Raw genomic sequence first — 15,018 nt, forward strand, 5'->3', positions numbered from 1 at the left:
TTCGGAACCGCCTTGGCCCACGCCTACGTCACGTTTCGCCGCCGCCTCGCCATCCACGCGTTCCGGCGCTTTGCCGCCAGCCTGAAAAGTTCGGCCGAGATCCTGCTGCTGGTGTTCGCCCAGGTGGTCCTCGGCCTGTTCGCGCTGGCCGCCCTGCCCCCCATGTACGCCGCCTCGCAAGCCGGGTTGCCCGCCATCGGCCTGCTGCTCGCGCACGGCCTGGCGATGGCGCTGCCGGCGCTGCTGGTGCGCAAGCGCGTGCTGCCGCTCGACGTGGTGTACTGGCTGCGCCGCCTGCCGGTGCCGCCGTCCACGCGGCTGGCGGCCGATGCCCAGGTGGCCGCGATGATGGTCGGCCCGCTGGCGCTGTTGTACGCGGTGTCGGCGGCCATCTGGCTGTGGCAGCGGCCCGACTGGCTGCTGCCTGTGCGCGGCGTGCTCGGCACGCTGTTCTCGCTGCTGCTCTCCTACGCCTGCACGGTCGCGCTGCTGTGGCTGCGCGCGCGCCGCGCCCCGGCCAGCGCGCGCTGGCAGCGCCGCCTGGCGCCGCCGCCGCTGCGCTATGCGGCGCGCCAGTGGCGATGGCGCGTGCCGATGCTGTGGCATCGCCTGTTCTGGCTACCCTTCTGGCGCAACGAGAACATGGTGGGGCGCCAGCAAAGCCTGATGCTGGCGGCGGCCGTGGGCTCGGCGCTGCCGTGGATGCAGGCGCCGCCCGGCATCGCGCGCGCGCTCCTGGCGCTGGCCACCAGTGCGCTGATGGTGCTGCTCACCGACCGTGGCGACAAGGCCGTGCGCGAGCAGATCGGCGCGCTGCGCCCGCTCATCGCGGCCTGGCCGCTGCAGGCGCGCGCGCTGGAACTGGCGGCGCGCGCGTTTGCCCTGCTGCCCGCGCTGCTGGTGCTGGCGATCGTGTTCGCCGGCGGCCTGCCGCATGGAGTGTGGACGCGTCCGGCCGGCCGCGTGTACCTGCTGCTCGGCTGCGTGGCGCAACTGCTGCTGGTGGCGATTCCGCGCTTTACGCCACGCGCGCGGGTGGGTTTGGTGGTGGTGCAGATTCTGGTGTTGACGGCGGTGGGGAGCGAACTATGGCAGTAGAACAGAAGGACGGTCCGCTGCTGCGCATCGCGGGCGTGCATTTTCATTTCGATACGCGCCCGGTGTTCGCCGGTTTTTCGGCGGCCATCGGGCCGGGCATCACCTGGCTGCGCGGCGCCAACGGCATGGGCAAGACCACCCTGCTCAAGCTGGCGGCCGGCGCGCTCACGCCCAACCGGGGCAGCATTGCGCTGGACGGCATCGATTGCGCGGCGCAGCCGCTGGCGTACCGGCTGGCGGCGTTTTACTGCGGCGGCGACCTGCCGGATCTGCCGTGGCTGGCGGTGCAGGAATTGCTCGACCTGCACCTGGCCCTGTATCCGGCTGCCGACGCGCGCCTGGTCGAGCGCCAGCTCGATGCGTTCGGGGTGGCGGGAACCCTCGGCCAGGCGCTGTCGACCCTGTCGCTGGGACAGCACAAGAAGGTGCAGCTGGCGCTGGCGCTGGCCCTGCCGGTGCGCCTGCTGCTGCTCGACGAGCCGTTCAACGGGCTCGATGCGGCGGCGGTCGAATACCTGCGCGGGCAGCTCGGCGAACTGGGGGCGCGCCAGGATGTGTGCGTGCTGCTGACCAGTCACCTGGAGCCGCTGGTGGCGGTGCGGCGCATGCTGGACCTGGCCCCCTGAACGCATGGCCGCTCATCTTGAATCCGTCTTCCCCGCGCTGGCGGGAACGACGGCGCCCGCGCCTCTCTGCGGAAACGGCGGCTATGCGCACTGCGGCATCGGCTGCCCCGCCTCGACCCGGTTGCGCCCCGCGCTCTTGGCCGCGTACAGCGCGTGATCGGCGCGCGCCAGTGCGGCGTTGATATGTTCGCCCGGCTCGATCGCCACCACGCCGATACTGACCGTCATCGCATACGCGTCCTCCAGTCCCGCCAGGTGCGCGCCCTGCACCGCCAGGCGCAGCCGCTCGGCCGCCTGCAGCGCGCCCGTCAGGCAGGTCCCCGGCATGACCAGCGCGAATTCCTCGCCGCCGAGCCGGCCCATGATGTCATGCTCGCGCAGGCTGGCCTGCGCCGTGGCGCTGAACACGCACAGCGCCTGGTCGCCGGCGGCGTGGCCGAAGCGGTCGTTGAGGCTCTTGAAGTGGTCCAGGTCGAGCATCATCAGCGCGACCGGGCTGCCCAGGCGCGCGGCCAGCATGCGCGCGCTCTCGGTGCGTTCGAAGAAGGCGCGCCGGTTGACCAGGCCCGTGAGGCTGTCGATGGTGGCCAAGAGCGCCATGGCGCGGTCGTCCTTCTCCTTGCACAGCAGCAGGAAGCCGAAGCCGTTGACGATCATGAGCAGGTAGCCGGCGATATAGGCCACGCCTTGCACCACGCCCGGCGCGCCGCCGACCACGCCCAGGCTGGCATGGCTGAAGCAGGCGCGCAGCGCCATCGCCGCCGAGAACACCAGGTTGTTGATGCCGATGATGCGCTGCAGGGCCGACGCCTCGCGTCCGGGGCGCAGCAGCGCGGCCGCCATCGCGCCGCTGAACAGCGCGACCATCAGCGACAGCATCACGCCCAGCTCGCGCGCGCCGGCGCCGGCCAGCGGCGCCAGGTGATACAGCAGCAGCGCCAGCGCGGTCAGGGGAAACAGGATCCGGCGCCAGCGCTGGAAGCCGAAAAAGGTGCAGTACGCCGCCGCTTCCATCGCGATGCCCAGCACCAGCACCGAGGCCCCGCCCACGCCCATCCACAGCGGGGCGGCGTCGCTTTGCAGGTAGGCCAGCAGGTTGGCCACGCCCTGCACCAGCTTGGCCCACTTCCACGTCCGCATGGCCGGATGGACGGCGCCGGAACGCGCGTAACCCGCCATCAGCATGGCGAAGGCAATATTGCCGACGGCCAGTACCAACATGAAGGTCTTGATATCGATCACTGCGCGTTCCCCGGGGATGAAGCATGGCCCGCCCGCGGCTTGTCCAGCGCGATCGCTGGGCCGGAGCAAGAATGTATAAATTCTAATAGATGTTACCGTGTGGCATCATACTACACTACTTATCGCCTCCGTACTTACTGTGGCAAAATTATGGAAAGCATGCACGCCTGGCACACAGGGCGCCGCATGGGCGCATAATCGAGCTCGTGCGTGTCATTTCCCCCCTCTGGAGTTACCTTGATCTTTGGTTTTTTGAAATCGCCGCCGCTGTCGCCCCGCCTGCACCGCCTCAAAAGTTCGGTCCTGTTCAATTCCCTGACCCCGCTCGAACTGAAGATCGTCGATGGCCTGATGCACGAGCGCCGCTACCTGCTCGACGAAATCGTCTTCGACCAGGGCGAGGAAGGCCAGGCGCTGTACCTGGTCACCTCGGGCAAGGTGGCGATCAGCCGCGCCCAGGGCAGCGCCTTCATGGTGGTGTCCGAACTGGGGCCGGGCAGCGTGTTCGGCGACATGGCGCTGCTGGACGACTCGCCGCGCACGGCGCAGGCGCGCGCGATGGAAAACTGCGAGCTGGCGGTGTTCTTCCGCGCCGACTTCCTGGGCCTGATGGAAACCGACGCCGTGATCGGCTATAAGATTTCGCTGACCCTGGCGCGCCTGGTCGGCCAGCGCCTGCGCGACTGGATGGGCGGCAGCCCGCAGGTGGAAGCCTTATGACCTCGCGCGAACGCGCCGGACCGGTGGTCTGGTGCGGCATCATTGCAGTCACCTGCCTGCTCCTGATCCTGCTCGAGCACATGCTGTGGCTGGCCATTCCCTTCATCTTCGGCACGGTCCTGTACTACATCCTGCTCGCGCCCATGCAGCGCCTGATCCGCGCCGGCGTCGGCCAGGACCTGGCCGCGCTGACCGTCGGCGGCGGCTTCGTGGCGGCCATTTCGCTGGTGCTGGTGCTGGTGTTCTCGTACGTGGCGGTGCCGGAAGAATCGTGGCAGGCGCTGCTCGGGCATTACCTGGAAGGCGGCGTGACCTTCGTGCGCAACACGATGCAGCTGCTGGAGCAGAAATTCCCGGTGCTCGAACAGATGAAGCTGACGCGCCTGGTGAACCGGCGCTTCAAGTCCTTCACCGACAACTTCGCGCAGCAGCACCTGGCGGGCCTGCTGGTGGCGGTCGCCGGCTGGCTGCCGTCGCTGCTGCTGGCGCCCTTCCTGACCTTCTTCTTCCTGCGCGACGGCGCCAGCTTCAAGCGCTTCCTGGCGCGCGCGGTGCCGAATGCGTTCTTCGAAAAGACCCTGTTCCTGCTGCACGAAGTCGACCAGACCGCGCGCCGCTACTTCCAGGGCCTGATCAAGCTGACCGTGATCGACACCATCATGCTCTCGCTCGGGCTGTGGCTGATCGGCGTGTCCTCGCCGCTGGCGCTGGCGCTCATTTCGGCGATCCTGGCCTGGGTGCCCTTCGTCGGCTCGGTGGTCGGCTGCATCATGGTGGTGGTGGTGGCGGCCACCGACGCGCCTTCCAATCCGGTGATCGGCTACGGCGCCATCGGCGTGTTCGTGGCGGTGCGCCTGCTCGACGACTTCATCTTCATGCCGCTCACGCTCGGGCGCAGCCTGCAGATCCATCCGCTGATGACGGTGCTGATGATCTTCGTGGGCGGCTCGCTGGCCGGCGTGGCGGGGCTGATGCTGGTACTGCCGCTGCTCGGCGTGGTGATGGTGGTGGGCGAGACGCTCGGCTGCCTGGTGACCAATGCGCGCCTGCGCGCGCGCCACCGCAACGCCATGGCGCTGCGCGTCAGGCAGGCCAGCGTGGGACTGGCCAAGTAGCTCGTGTCCCGAGTCGGCAATTCGTTGATGATGAAATGTGGCGAGATCGTACCGGGACAAGGAGCAGAGCGCAGACAGGCCGGGGCCTGGCGAGCATGGGTGACGCCGGCCCGCCGGGACAGGCGCTAGGACGATTGCGCGGCGGCCGCCGCCAGCGCGCGCGACTGGGCCACCAGCATGGCGTTGAATTCCTCGGCCGGCACCGGGCGCGCGAACAGGTAGCCCTGGCCGTAGTCGCAGCCGGCCGCCAGCAGCAGCTCGCGCTGCCGGTCGGTCTCGACTCCTTCGGCGATCACGCGCAGGCCCAGCTTGTGGGCCATGACGATGATCGCTTCCGAGAGCGCCATGTCGCTCGATTCGGGCGCCAGGTTGCGGGTAAAGGAACGGTCGATCTTCAGGTAGTCGATATCGAATTTTTTCAGGTACGAGAGCGAGGAGTAGCCGGTGCCGAAGTCGTCCAGCGCGACCTGGATGCCGGCGTCGCGCAGCTGCAGCAGCTTGTCGGTCACGCCGCTGCTGGCGTCGAGCAGCAAGCCTTCGGTGATCTCCACCACCACCGCCTGGCCCGACAGGCCGAGCTCGCGCAGGTGCGCCAGCCAGCCTTCGTAACCCTTGCCTTCGCGCTGGAATTCGAGCGGCGACTGGTTCACGCTGACCTGGAATTCGGGATGGTGCTCGCGCCGCCACAGGCTGGCCCAGCGCGCCGATTCCTTGAACACCCACTCGCCGATATCGAGAATCAAGCCGCTCGACTCGGCCAGCGGAATGAATTCCAGGGGGCTTACCAGGCCGCGCTGCGGGTGCTCCCAGCGGATCAGGGCTTCGGCCTTGTGGATCTTCCCGCTGCGCAGGTGCACGATCGGCTGGAAGTAGACGCGGAACTGGCCGCCCTTGAGGGCGCTGCGCAGGTCGTTGGTCATGCGCATGCGGTTGATGGCCGCCACCTGCAGCGCCGGCGTGAAGTAGCTGAAGCGGTTGCGCCCGGCGTCCTTGGCCGCGTACATGGCCTGGTCGGCGTGCTTGAGCAGGTCGTCGATGTCGCGCGCGTCGTCCGGATACACGGTGATGCCGACGCTGGCCGAAATGTAGGCCTGCTCCTGCCCCAGCGCGAACGGCGCCTGCAGCACGTCGAGGATCTTTTGCGCGATCGCGCCGACGCTGCCGGTTTCCGCCAGCTGCGGCAGGATCACGGTGAATTCGTCGCCGCCCAGGCGCGCCACCGTGTCCGACTCGCGCACGCAGGCGCTGATGCGGCGCGCGGCGTCGACCAGCAGCACGTCGCCCTGCTGGTGGCCGAGCGTGTCGTTGACTTCCTTGAACTGATCGAGGTCGATGAACAGGATCGCCACGCGCGTGCCGTCGCGCCGGCAGCGCAGGATGTCGTGCTCCAGGCGGTCGTGGAACATGCGCCGGTTGGGCAGCTGCGTGAGCGGGTCGAAATTGGCCTGCTGCCAGATCAGCGCTTCCGAGGTCTTCTTTTCGGTCACATCCTCGATCATGCACAGGTGGTGCGCGGCGTCGGCCGGGGCATCGATGGCGGCGATCGACATGTCGACCCAGACCACGCTGCCGTCGGGACGCAGCAGGCGGCGCGCGCTCTTGAAACCGGTGATGCCGCCCGCGCCCAGCTGCGCCATGCGCGCCGCCTCGCTGGCCACGTCGTCGGGATGGGTGATGTCGTCGCAGCGCCCGCGCTTGAGTTCTTCCGGCGAACGTCCGCTGATCTGGGCGAAGCGCGGGTTGATGTCCTTGAACTGGCCGCTGGCCGAATCGATCAGGGCGATGCCCATCGGCGCTTCTTCGAACATGGTGCGAAAGCGCAGTTCGCCCTGGCGGATGCTTTCCTGCGCGCGGCGCCGTTCGCGCGCCAGCAGCGACACGTGCACCGCCGCGCCGCCGACCAGCAGCAGGCCGGCCGCCAGCAGCGAGCGGTACAGCCAGGTCAGGTAGCTGGCCGCCGGGTCGGTGCTGTACATGAAGCCGTCGAAGGACGCATTGCGCGGCAACATGCCCAGGTCGGCGTAGATATCGGCGATGTGGCGCCAGCGGTCCGGATTCATGTAGCCGATTTCGACCAGCACCGGCTGCACCAGCGGCTCCATCTGGCGCGCTTCGAACAGCAGGTGCTGGCGGTCGTGGCGGCGGGTGTACTTGGACAGGATCAGGTCGGCGATTTCGCCCTGGTTGGCCATGGCGTAGGCCCAGCCCTTCATGCTGGCGGCGCGGAAGGCGCGCACGCGTTCCGGGTGGGCGGCGATCTGGCGCTCGCTGGTAAACAGGTTGTCGCCGTAGAAATCGATGCCCGCTTCGCGCGGGCTGTGCACGTCGTAGGCGAAGCCGAGGCGGTCCAGGTAATCGGGCTCGTTGGTGATGTAGGCCGAGTAGGCGTCGACCTTGCCCTTGACCAGGTCGTCCGGGTTGAAGCTGTGCTCGACCCGCACCAGGCTCTTGGGGGGCACGCCTTCCTTGTTCAGGTAGGCGATCAGTTCGTCGGCCTGGGTGAGTTCGTCCGTGAGCGAGCCGATCATGACGCGCTTGCCCTTGAGGCTGCGGATGTCGGGCCGCTCCTCGCTTTTGCGCACCAGCAGCACGTAGGGCGAATGCTGGAACACCACGCCCAGCACCACCAGCGGCTTGCCGGCCAGGCGCGCCAGCAGCAGGCTGCTGCTGCCGACGCCGAATTCGGCCTTGCCGGCGCTGACGTTGCGTTCGGGTTCGTTGCCGTCGGTGCCTTCGGCGATGTGGACGTCGAGGCCGGCGTCGCGGTAAAAGCCTTTTTCGAGGGCGGCGTAGTAGCCGGCGAACTGGAACTGGTGGGTGTGCTTGAGCTGGAGGGTGACCCTGTCGCGCGCGTGGGCGGGCGCGGCGATGCACATGGCAATTGCCAAGGCAAAAGCCGTCGACAGGCGGCGGGCCAGGGGGAGTCGGGTCATCGGTCGGTCACACGGCTAGGTGTGCACAAAAGCAACGTATGAAGCGATTGTACTGACCTTCCCGGCCGGGACAGCGGAAAATGCGAACTGTGTGCGTGGCACAACAGGGGGTGTTGCAAAAGCGATGGCGACAGCGGCGGTGGGAGGGATTTGCGCTCGCAGCATGCCGTGACCGCCTCCACCCCAAGAACGTCGTTCCCGCAAAGGCGGGAAAAACGTTTTGCGGGTTGTGATCTCAACCCGCATCAGGCAAGGCATTGAACCGAAGGCGGCTGCGATTGGCGGCGAACTGCCGCCCTTACTTGCGGCGCGCCCCGGCCTTGGCTGCCGGCGCGGCCTTCGGCTTGGTCTTGATGGTGGCCAGGATCGACGGCCGCACCTTCGATTCCGGCGCGATGAACGGCGACGGCGCCAGCGCGCGTTCGGTCTTGCGCTTGGGCGCCGCCACGAACTTGTCGAGCGTGCCCGCCCCCGAGGTCTGGCGCTTGCGCTCGCCCGCAGCTAACCCGCCGTCTTCCGACGCCTGCCAGCTCGGCACCAGGTGCTTGTCGCCATTACCGATCAGGTCGCCACGGCCCATCTTCACCAGCGTTTCGCGCAGGATCGGCCAGTTGGCCGGGTCCTGGTAGCGCAGGAAGGCCTTGTGCGAACGGCGCACCTTGCCGCTCTTGGCGGTTTCCACGATTTCGGAATCGGCCGTCACTTTTTTCAGCGGATTCTTGCGCGAATGGTACATGGTGGTGGCCATCGCCATCGGCGTCGGCATGAAGGTCTGCACCTGGTCGAGCTTGAAGTTGTTTTTCTTCAGCCACAGCGCCAGGTTGAGCATGTCTTCATCGGTCGTGCCCGGATGCGCCGCGATGAAGTAAGGAATCAGGTACTGCTTCTTGCCGGCTTCCAGCGAGAAACGGTCGAACATTTCCTTGAATTCGTCGTAGGCGCCGATGCCCGGCTTCATCATCTTCGACAAGGTGCCTTCTTCGGTATGCTCGGGCGCGATCTTGAGCAGGCCGCCCACGTGGTGGGTTACCAGTTCCTTGACGTATTCCGGCGACCGCACGGCCAGGTCGTAGCGCAGGCCCGAACTGATCAGCACTTTCTTGATGCCAGGAATCGCGCGCGCCTTGCGGTACAGCGAAATCAGCTTGCTGTGGTCGGTGCCGAGGTTGACGCAGATGGTCGGGTACACGCACGACAGGCGGCGGCAGGACACTTCGATTTCCTTGTCCTTGCAGGCCAGCCGGTACATGTTCGCGGTCGGCCCGCCCATGTCCGAAATGGTGCCGGTGAAACCCTTGGTCTTGTCGCGGATGTGCTCGATTTCGCGCAGGATCGACGGTTCGGAACGGCTCTGGATGATCCGTCCTTCGTGCTCGGTGATCGAGCAGAAGGTGCAGCCGCCGAAGCAGCCGCGCATGATGTTGACCGAAAAGCGGATCATGTCCCAGGCCGGAATCTTGGCCTTGCCGTAGCTCGGGTGCGGGGCGCGCGCGTAGTTCATGTCGTACACGCCGTCCATCTCGTCCATGGCCAGCGGCAGCGGCGGCGGATTGAGCCAGACGTCGCGTTCGCCGTGCGCCTGCACCATCGCGCGCGCATTGCCGGGGTTCGATTCGAGGTGGAACACGCGCGAGGTGTGCGCGTACATCACCGGATCGGTGCTCACCGTTTCGTAGGACGGCAGGCGCACCACGGTCTTGTTGTGCTTTTCCTTGGCCATGGCCAGGCGTTCTTCGCGCGACATGATGCGGATCGGCTTGATCACTTCCTTCGGCTGGGCATTGTCGGTGGCGCAGGCGCTCTTGTCTTCCTGGGCCATCGCGTACGGGTCGTGGTGGGCATCGATCTTGCCGGGCACGTCGACCCGGGTCGAATTGTGCACGCCCCAGTCCTCGCCCGGCAGCCAGCCGGACGGCACCATGAAGGCGGTGCCGCGCAGGTCGCGGATATCCCTGATGTTTTCGCCGCTTGCCAAGCGGTGGGTCAGGTCGACCAGGGCGCGTTCGGCGTTACCGAACAGCAGCATGTCGGCCTTGGAATCGGGCAGCACCGAACGGCGCACCTTGTCGGACCAGTAATCGTAGTGGGCGATGCGGCGCAGCGAGGCTTCGATACTGCCGATGATGACCGGCACGTCGGGAAAGGCTTCGCGCGCGCGCTGGGCGTACACGGTGACGGTGCGGTCCGGGCGCTTGTTGGGCTCGCCGTTGGGCGTGTAGGCGTCGTCGGAGCGGATCTTGCGGTCGGCCGTGTAGCGGTTGACCATCGAGTCCATATTGCCGGCCGTGACGCCGAAGTACAGGTTCGGTTTGCCGAGCACGCGGAAGGCGTCGGCCGAGAGCCAGTCCGGCTGGGCGATGATGCCGACCCGGAAGCCTTGCGCTTCCAGCAGGCGGCCGACCAGGGCCATGCCGAAACTCGGATGGTCGATGTAGGCGTCGCCCGTCACGAGGATGACGTCGCACGAATCCCAGCCCAGGGCGGCCATTTCGGCGCGGGACATGGGAAGGAAAGGCGCAGCGGGAGCGCGGCTAGACCGTTTCGGGACGGTCGCAAACAGATTGGTTGGGGAGTTCATTGGGCGGTATTGTACCGGAAAACCTTCCGGAACAACTCGGCCCCACCCTTTTTCAAGGGTGTTTGCAGCGAAAAAACGTCTTATGTTTCAATAACTTGTGACGTTTGTGCCACATTAAGAGGCAGCCGGAGGGACGCTTGGGTCCCCCTGGTTCAGATACCCATGTTCGACAGCATGCGGCCCAGCTCGCGCAGGGCGGGTTCCAGGCGCGGATGTTCGGCCGCGAATTTGGCCGTGATTTCCTGGCTGCGCTCGGCCAGGCCGTAGGTCGTGGTATCGGGCGGTTCGGCCAGCAGGGCGGCGGCCGGGTCGTCCCGTTCGGCCGCTGCGGCCTGTTCGGCCAGCGCTTCATCGCTCAGGGCAGCCTGGGCGGCGGCGGCGCGCTTGTCCAGCAGGGCCTGGATGTCGCCGTCGAGCTGGAGCAGCAAGCCTTGCAATTCTTCGTCGACCTGTTCCGTCTGCGCCAGGTTGGCATGCAGGGTTTTCAGGTGCGACTTCAGGTTCGCTGTGTCGTCGTTCAACATGTCATCCTCATTCATCGGTAAATTTTGTCGCCAGAAACAGTTCTTCGACCTTGGTGCGTGCCCACGGCGTCTTGCGCAGGAATTTCAGGCTCGACTTGATGCTCGGATCGCTGATGAAGCAATTGATATCGATCCGCTTGCCGAGTCCATCCCAGCCGTAATGCGCGACCAGCCTGGTCAACAGCGATTCTAAGGTAATACCGTGTAAGTCGTGAACACTCATTGCTGCAATGGATCCTATGGCGCGTGGGGCGAAAGCCGATACCGTCCTTATACACCCAAATCGCGGCCATATCCATGCGCAGAATGCCGCAGCGGCGTCCCTATTCGCGGAAAATGCGCACCTCGGTGTCGCATGCTTGGGCGTGCTCGACCATGTGGACGGTGCCGCGCGCGCAGCCGGGCTTGCCGTAATCGGCGTGGAAGGCCAGCACCAGGTCGACGCCGCTGGCCAGCATGCGCTGGTTCAGGCCGCGCCACGCTTCGCCGGGAAAGGCGCGCTGATCGGCGCGGTTCTTCTTCATGCGCGTCACCTCCAGGCCCAGCTCGGCGGCGATGGCGACCGCGCAGGCGTCGGCGCCCGGCGTGTCGCCGGTCACGATCCTGCTGCCCGCCGGCAGCGCCGCCAGGATGCGCCGCATGCTGGGGAGATTGTCCCAGGTGGTCGAGCCGGTCACCAGGACAGAGGATGGCAGGCTGTCATTCACCGGCGCCCCGCCTCAACGGGTAAACGGCCATTCGCCGCTGGCCTGGCTCCGTAGTTCCGGCCACCTTACATCACGATCGAGAAGTTGAACTTGCCGCCGGCCGCTGCCGCTTCCTGGGCGTAGGCAATGCTCTCTTCGAGTTCCTGCACGATCTCGCCGTGCGCATTGTCTTCCTCGCCGAAAACGATGTTCTTTTCCTGTATCGTCGCAAGCAATTGTTCGAGGGCATCAAGGGCAACGCCGGCATCGGTCCACACGCCGTCGACGGCCATCAGTTCGTCGGTCGATTCGAAGCCGTCGGGAAGCTCGTCCTCGTCGCCGATGTTAAATGCCAGGTCGGTCGAATCGCACCACTCGGACAAGGGCACGAGGCCGGCGTCGCGGCAGATCTCGTCGAGCTGGTCGAGATGTTCGTGCAGCGCATATTTGTCGGACTGATCGGAACTGACCACGCCATCGACCAGGTAATTGGCCCACAACACTGTGCTCATAAGACTCCTCGCAATAGCAAACGTGATTGGAACGGCATTGAGCCGTGAATCCGGATCGACCAGGCCAGCGCAGGCGACGTCGACGGCATACAGCGGCAACAACAGGCACATTCTATCAACAGATTTCGCCACATAAACTTATTCGTCAGGCTGAGTTTGCCGGCACCCGGAAGCAGTCCGAACGGCGATCCGGCCTGCGCCAGCGGCAAGGGCCAGAACAGGGAGACCAGATGCACGCCGGCCAGCAAGTCGGGCACGGGATGGGAACAGGCGGCCACGGCCAGCGCCAGGCGCGCGCGCGGCGGGGCCGTCGGCGCATGGGCGACATCGACGGCCCCGCCGCTGGCCGCATGGCCGATCAGCGACGACACGCGCGCGCCAGCAAGGTGGCCACGCCCCACCAGAAGGCGCCCCACAGCAGCAGCACGCAGGCCCAGCCCAGCTCCGACGGCCCGGCCCAGCCGCCGCCGGACGGGCCGTTGCCGAACACCGGCAGGCCCAGCGCATCGAGCAGGAACAAGGGGCCGTAGATGGTGGCAGCGATGGCCGGGCCCAGCGTGCCGCCGCCGGCCCCGATCCACGACGCCAGCGCGTGAATGCCGGCCAGGCCGCTGAACAGCACGGCGCGCAACTTCATATCCGAGAGCTATGATAACTCGACGTTTGTTTGCCCATTCAGAATGTCAACGTTGCCTATATCGCATGGACAGCGCATTGTATAGTTCTGTACTAAAATTTGCGCTCGCAACATCGAGAGTTGCGACAATGTCAACTAGATGGATGTTGTCTTCCTGTCCTGACCATTCCTTAATATATGTGCCCGTCTTGTATCCGTGATCTTGCCTGAAGATGTTTAGGACATTTTTCGACACATACTGGACAAGTATTTGGTCCCACGTCATTTCGAACGCATCGAAGCATGCTTCAAGAACGGGGAGTTCGTTCCGCCGACATACAGCCAAACCAGCAAGCAATTCAAACAAATTTCTAGGATCATTTCTGGACAACATCCATCGGGATCCATCAAACTCTACTGCATCACAGCTAGGATGTGACATGCTCACCAAGTGCTCGGCTGCACGTTCCAAATCTCCCTTCGCTGCTACCAATTCATGCGACAACATGAAGTGAAGGATGTCGATCAATTCAACGACTACTTGTTGCAAATCTGAAGATTCTTTCTTCCACCACTTCCAGCCTAAGTGATCCAACGCCTCGCCAACCTCAACCACAACGGCACGCAAGAAAGGGTAGCCGGCATTCAACCAATCTGTATTGACAATAGAGTTCATCTGAGATTGAAGGGCAAGCAATTGCCGTGCCTGTTCAAGTTGTAGTGGTTTCATATAGTTCCTTTTTTGCTCGCTCTAGCCTAGATGATTGATAAGTTATCGTATCATTGGGGCCAGAAATTGAATCGAGAATTTGGTTGATCGCTGCGCGAACGTCTGCGAACGCAGTACCAGAAAAATCAGTACGAATGCGGTCCGCTAGCGCAGACGCCGAAATTTCGAGGCTGAGCTGAAAACCGCATCTATTCATACAGAGAATAATTACATCCGTGGGCGGTATAGCGCGGCCAGAGATGTACTTCGATAACATTGGTTGGCTTTTGCCCAAGAGCTTGGCGAAATCCTCTTGAGACAGGCCGGAATTCTGCAAGGCGATCTTCACAATGTCCTTAGGTTTCATACTGTTCTTGACAGAAATTTTCATTAAGATACTATTCGTCACAAGAATAACATCGTACAAATAATCATGCAATGGTCCATTGATAGCGGTCGGGGTAACAGGGCAGTAGGTCAGTTTGCAACACCCGATTGGGTTGCACAGCTACTCTGTTCTCGGTTGCGCACGCCTCCTACCATCGCGGCCGACCTGGGGATCGGAAAGGGCGCGCTTTCGCTAGCCCTAGCAGAACGATTTCCTGGGGTGCGGATAGTTGGTGTGGAAAACTACTCAACGCCGCGGAGAAGCCAAGCCGCAATGCGAAGCGAGGGAATAACTCTTGTGCGTCGAGATGTAGCCGCTGCGTCCTTTTCTCCATGGTTTACTAAAATGTACGGAAAGATGGACACGATCATCTGCAATCCGCCGTTCACCTATATCGACAACCATCCTTCTATTCATCAACTACTCAGCAGCTATAGGATGCGGGCTAACAGGGAAACAAAGTATCAACGCTTAGACTTAGTTTTCCTAGCCCATGCGATGAAGTTGTTAAAATCTAGCGGAGAAATGGCGTTCATTCTTCCGATTTCGGCCTTCAGCATGTCCCGATCGTTCACAAATCTCCAGGCGATGGTCAGCCACTTCGGCCTGCAAGAGATTATCAGTCTACCCCGCACCCTTTACCAAGATGCCGAAGTCGAAACCGCAGTGCTGGTTTTTCGCCCCAAGTCGAACGCGAATGCGCTTGACAGATTTACAGTCTATGCTGCGGACTCTCAAGGATCTCTAGACAAGATTGGACAATTTTCGTGTCGGGCACTAGCTCAGGAATTTTCTCCGATAACCCATAGCGAGGTTGCAAGGCCAAACTCACTAGGAGAGCTCGGAGGCGCTATAGCTAGAGGGCGGCATTCTTCTCGGGCACTATCACATCAGGGCGTCTCTCACTTTCACACCACTTCGTTCCAACAGTATCCCAACGCAGAGATCAGTTTCGACAGAATGAGCGAACGAAATGATCATAAAATAGATGCTCCGGCTAGGGAGGGAGACATTTTGATACCGCGAGTAGGGACTCGTTGCTTAGGACGTGCCGCAATCGTAGTTAGCGGAAGTCAGTACATCTCCGACTGTATTTTCCGAATTTCCGTACCTGTTGCGAAGCGCAGGAAAATTTGGGAGTTTATTTCTTCAGAAGCAGGAAGTGCATGGCAGTTGAGCCTTGCTCGTGGCGCGTGCGCGAAATTCATTACGCAGCGCGACCTACTCTTCGCCTCGTTGCCATCAACAGTTAGATAGCAGTACAATAATAA

16 protein-coding genes are annotated in these 15,018 nt (G+C 63.7%); 5 read left to right on the forward strand and 11 right to left on the reverse strand.

The annotated features are described in order from the left end of the window. Positions 1-12: 12 nt before the first annotated feature. Together EJB06_RS14655 and EJB06_RS14660 are read left to right on the forward strand one after the other, a co-directional pair. Positions 13-1,098 (forward strand): hypothetical protein, encoded by a 1,086-nt coding sequence (locus EJB06_RS14655; RefSeq protein WP_126074775.1) that lies wholly within the window; start codon positions 13-15, stop codon positions 1,096-1,098. Continuing rightward, positions 1,089-1,724, forward strand: coding sequence for an ABC transporter ATP-binding protein (locus tag EJB06_RS14660; protein WP_126074776.1), 636 nt, complete (start codon positions 1,089-1,091; stop codon positions 1,722-1,724). Before EJB06_RS14655 ends, EJB06_RS14660 begins: the two co-directional genes overlap by 10 nt. Before the next feature lie 81 nt (positions 1,725-1,805). On the opposite strand, the gene EJB06_RS14665 is transcribed toward EJB06_RS14660, so the two are convergent. Beyond that, positions 1,806-2,966, reverse strand: coding sequence for a GGDEF domain-containing protein (locus tag EJB06_RS14665; RefSeq protein WP_126074777.1), 1,161 nt, complete (start codon positions 2,964-2,966; stop codon positions 1,806-1,808). A gap of 237 nt (positions 2,967-3,203) precedes the next feature. Between EJB06_RS14665 and EJB06_RS14670 the strand changes: the two genes are divergently transcribed. Together EJB06_RS14670 and EJB06_RS14675 are read left to right on the forward strand one after the other, a co-directional pair. Continuing rightward, the gene (locus EJB06_RS14670; RefSeq protein ID WP_126074778.1) at positions 3,204-3,686 is read left to right on the forward strand and encodes a cyclic nucleotide-binding domain-containing protein; all 483 of its coding nucleotides are present in this window, start codon (positions 3,204-3,206) and stop codon (positions 3,684-3,686) included. After that, entirely contained in the window at positions 3,683-4,801 is a 1,119-nt protein-coding gene (locus tag EJB06_RS14675; RefSeq protein ID WP_126074779.1) for an AI-2E family transporter, read from the forward strand. Before EJB06_RS14670 ends, EJB06_RS14675 begins: the two co-directional genes overlap by 4 nt. A 125-nt stretch (positions 4,802-4,926) precedes the next feature. Here EJB06_RS14675 and EJB06_RS14680 read toward each other — a convergent pair whose 3' ends face one another. The 10 genes from EJB06_RS14680 to EJB06_RS14725 form a co-directional block, all read right to left on the reverse strand. Further along, positions 4,927-7,734 (reverse strand): EAL domain-containing protein, encoded by a 2,808-nt coding sequence (locus tag EJB06_RS14680; protein WP_126074780.1) that lies wholly within the window; start codon positions 7,732-7,734, stop codon positions 4,927-4,929. Between the two features lie 298 nt (positions 7,735-8,032). Beyond that, positions 8,033-10,312 carry a YgiQ family radical SAM protein gene (locus EJB06_RS14685; RefSeq protein WP_126074781.1) on the reverse strand — a complete coding sequence of 760 codons (2,280 nt, stop codon included), beginning with the start codon at positions 10,310-10,312 and terminating at the stop codon, positions 8,033-8,035. Positions 10,313-10,464: 152 nt separating this feature from the next. Continuing rightward, positions 10,465-10,836 carry a DUF4404 family protein gene (locus EJB06_RS14690; protein WP_126074782.1) on the reverse strand — a complete coding sequence of 124 codons (372 nt, stop codon included), beginning with the start codon at positions 10,834-10,836 and terminating at the stop codon, positions 10,465-10,467. A 7-nt stretch (positions 10,837-10,843) separates the two neighbouring features. Continuing rightward, a complete protein-coding gene (locus EJB06_RS14695; RefSeq protein WP_126074783.1) occupies positions 10,844-11,059 on the reverse strand; it encodes a VF530 family protein in 216 nt (71 codons plus the stop codon). A gap of 100 nt (positions 11,060-11,159) precedes the next feature. Further along, positions 11,160-11,543 (reverse strand): hypothetical protein, encoded by a 384-nt coding sequence (locus EJB06_RS14700; protein WP_126074784.1) that lies wholly within the window; start codon positions 11,541-11,543, stop codon positions 11,160-11,162. A gap of 65 nt (positions 11,544-11,608) precedes the next feature. Next, entirely contained in the window at positions 11,609-12,034 is a 426-nt protein-coding gene (locus EJB06_RS14705) for a hypothetical protein (RefSeq protein ID WP_126074785.1), read from the reverse strand. Beyond that, positions 12,031-12,405 carry a hypothetical protein gene (locus tag EJB06_RS14710; protein ID WP_126074786.1) on the reverse strand — a complete coding sequence of 125 codons (375 nt, stop codon included), beginning with the start codon at positions 12,403-12,405 and terminating at the stop codon, positions 12,031-12,033. The genes EJB06_RS14705 and EJB06_RS14710 overlap by 4 nt, the downstream gene beginning before the upstream one ends. Further along, complete coding sequence (locus tag EJB06_RS14715) at positions 12,393-12,671, reverse strand: hypothetical protein (protein WP_126074787.1); 279 nt, start codon at positions 12,669-12,671, stop codon at positions 12,393-12,395. The genes EJB06_RS14710 and EJB06_RS14715 overlap by 13 nt, the downstream gene beginning before the upstream one ends. A 46-nt stretch (positions 12,672-12,717) precedes the next feature. Beyond that, positions 12,718-13,380: a dUTP diphosphatase gene (locus EJB06_RS14720; RefSeq protein WP_126074788.1), complete on the reverse strand. Its 663-nt coding sequence runs from the start codon at positions 13,378-13,380 to the stop codon at positions 12,718-12,720. Then, complete coding sequence (locus EJB06_RS14725; protein ID WP_164557922.1) at positions 13,361-13,726, reverse strand: helix-turn-helix domain-containing protein; 366 nt, start codon at positions 13,724-13,726, stop codon at positions 13,361-13,363. The genes EJB06_RS14720 and EJB06_RS14725 overlap by 20 nt, the downstream gene beginning before the upstream one ends. A gap of 66 nt (positions 13,727-13,792) precedes the next feature. On the opposite strand from EJB06_RS14725, the gene EJB06_RS14730 reads away from it, so the two are divergent. Further along, entirely contained in the window at positions 13,793-15,004 is a 1,212-nt protein-coding gene (locus tag EJB06_RS14730; protein ID WP_126074790.1) for an N-6 DNA methylase, read from the forward strand. Positions 15,005-15,018: the final 14 nt, after the last annotated feature.

This window comes from Massilia atriviolacea, from assembly GCF_003953935.1.
Taxonomy (GTDB): domain Bacteria; phylum Pseudomonadota; class Gammaproteobacteria; order Burkholderiales; family Burkholderiaceae_D; genus Telluria_A; species Telluria_A atriviolacea.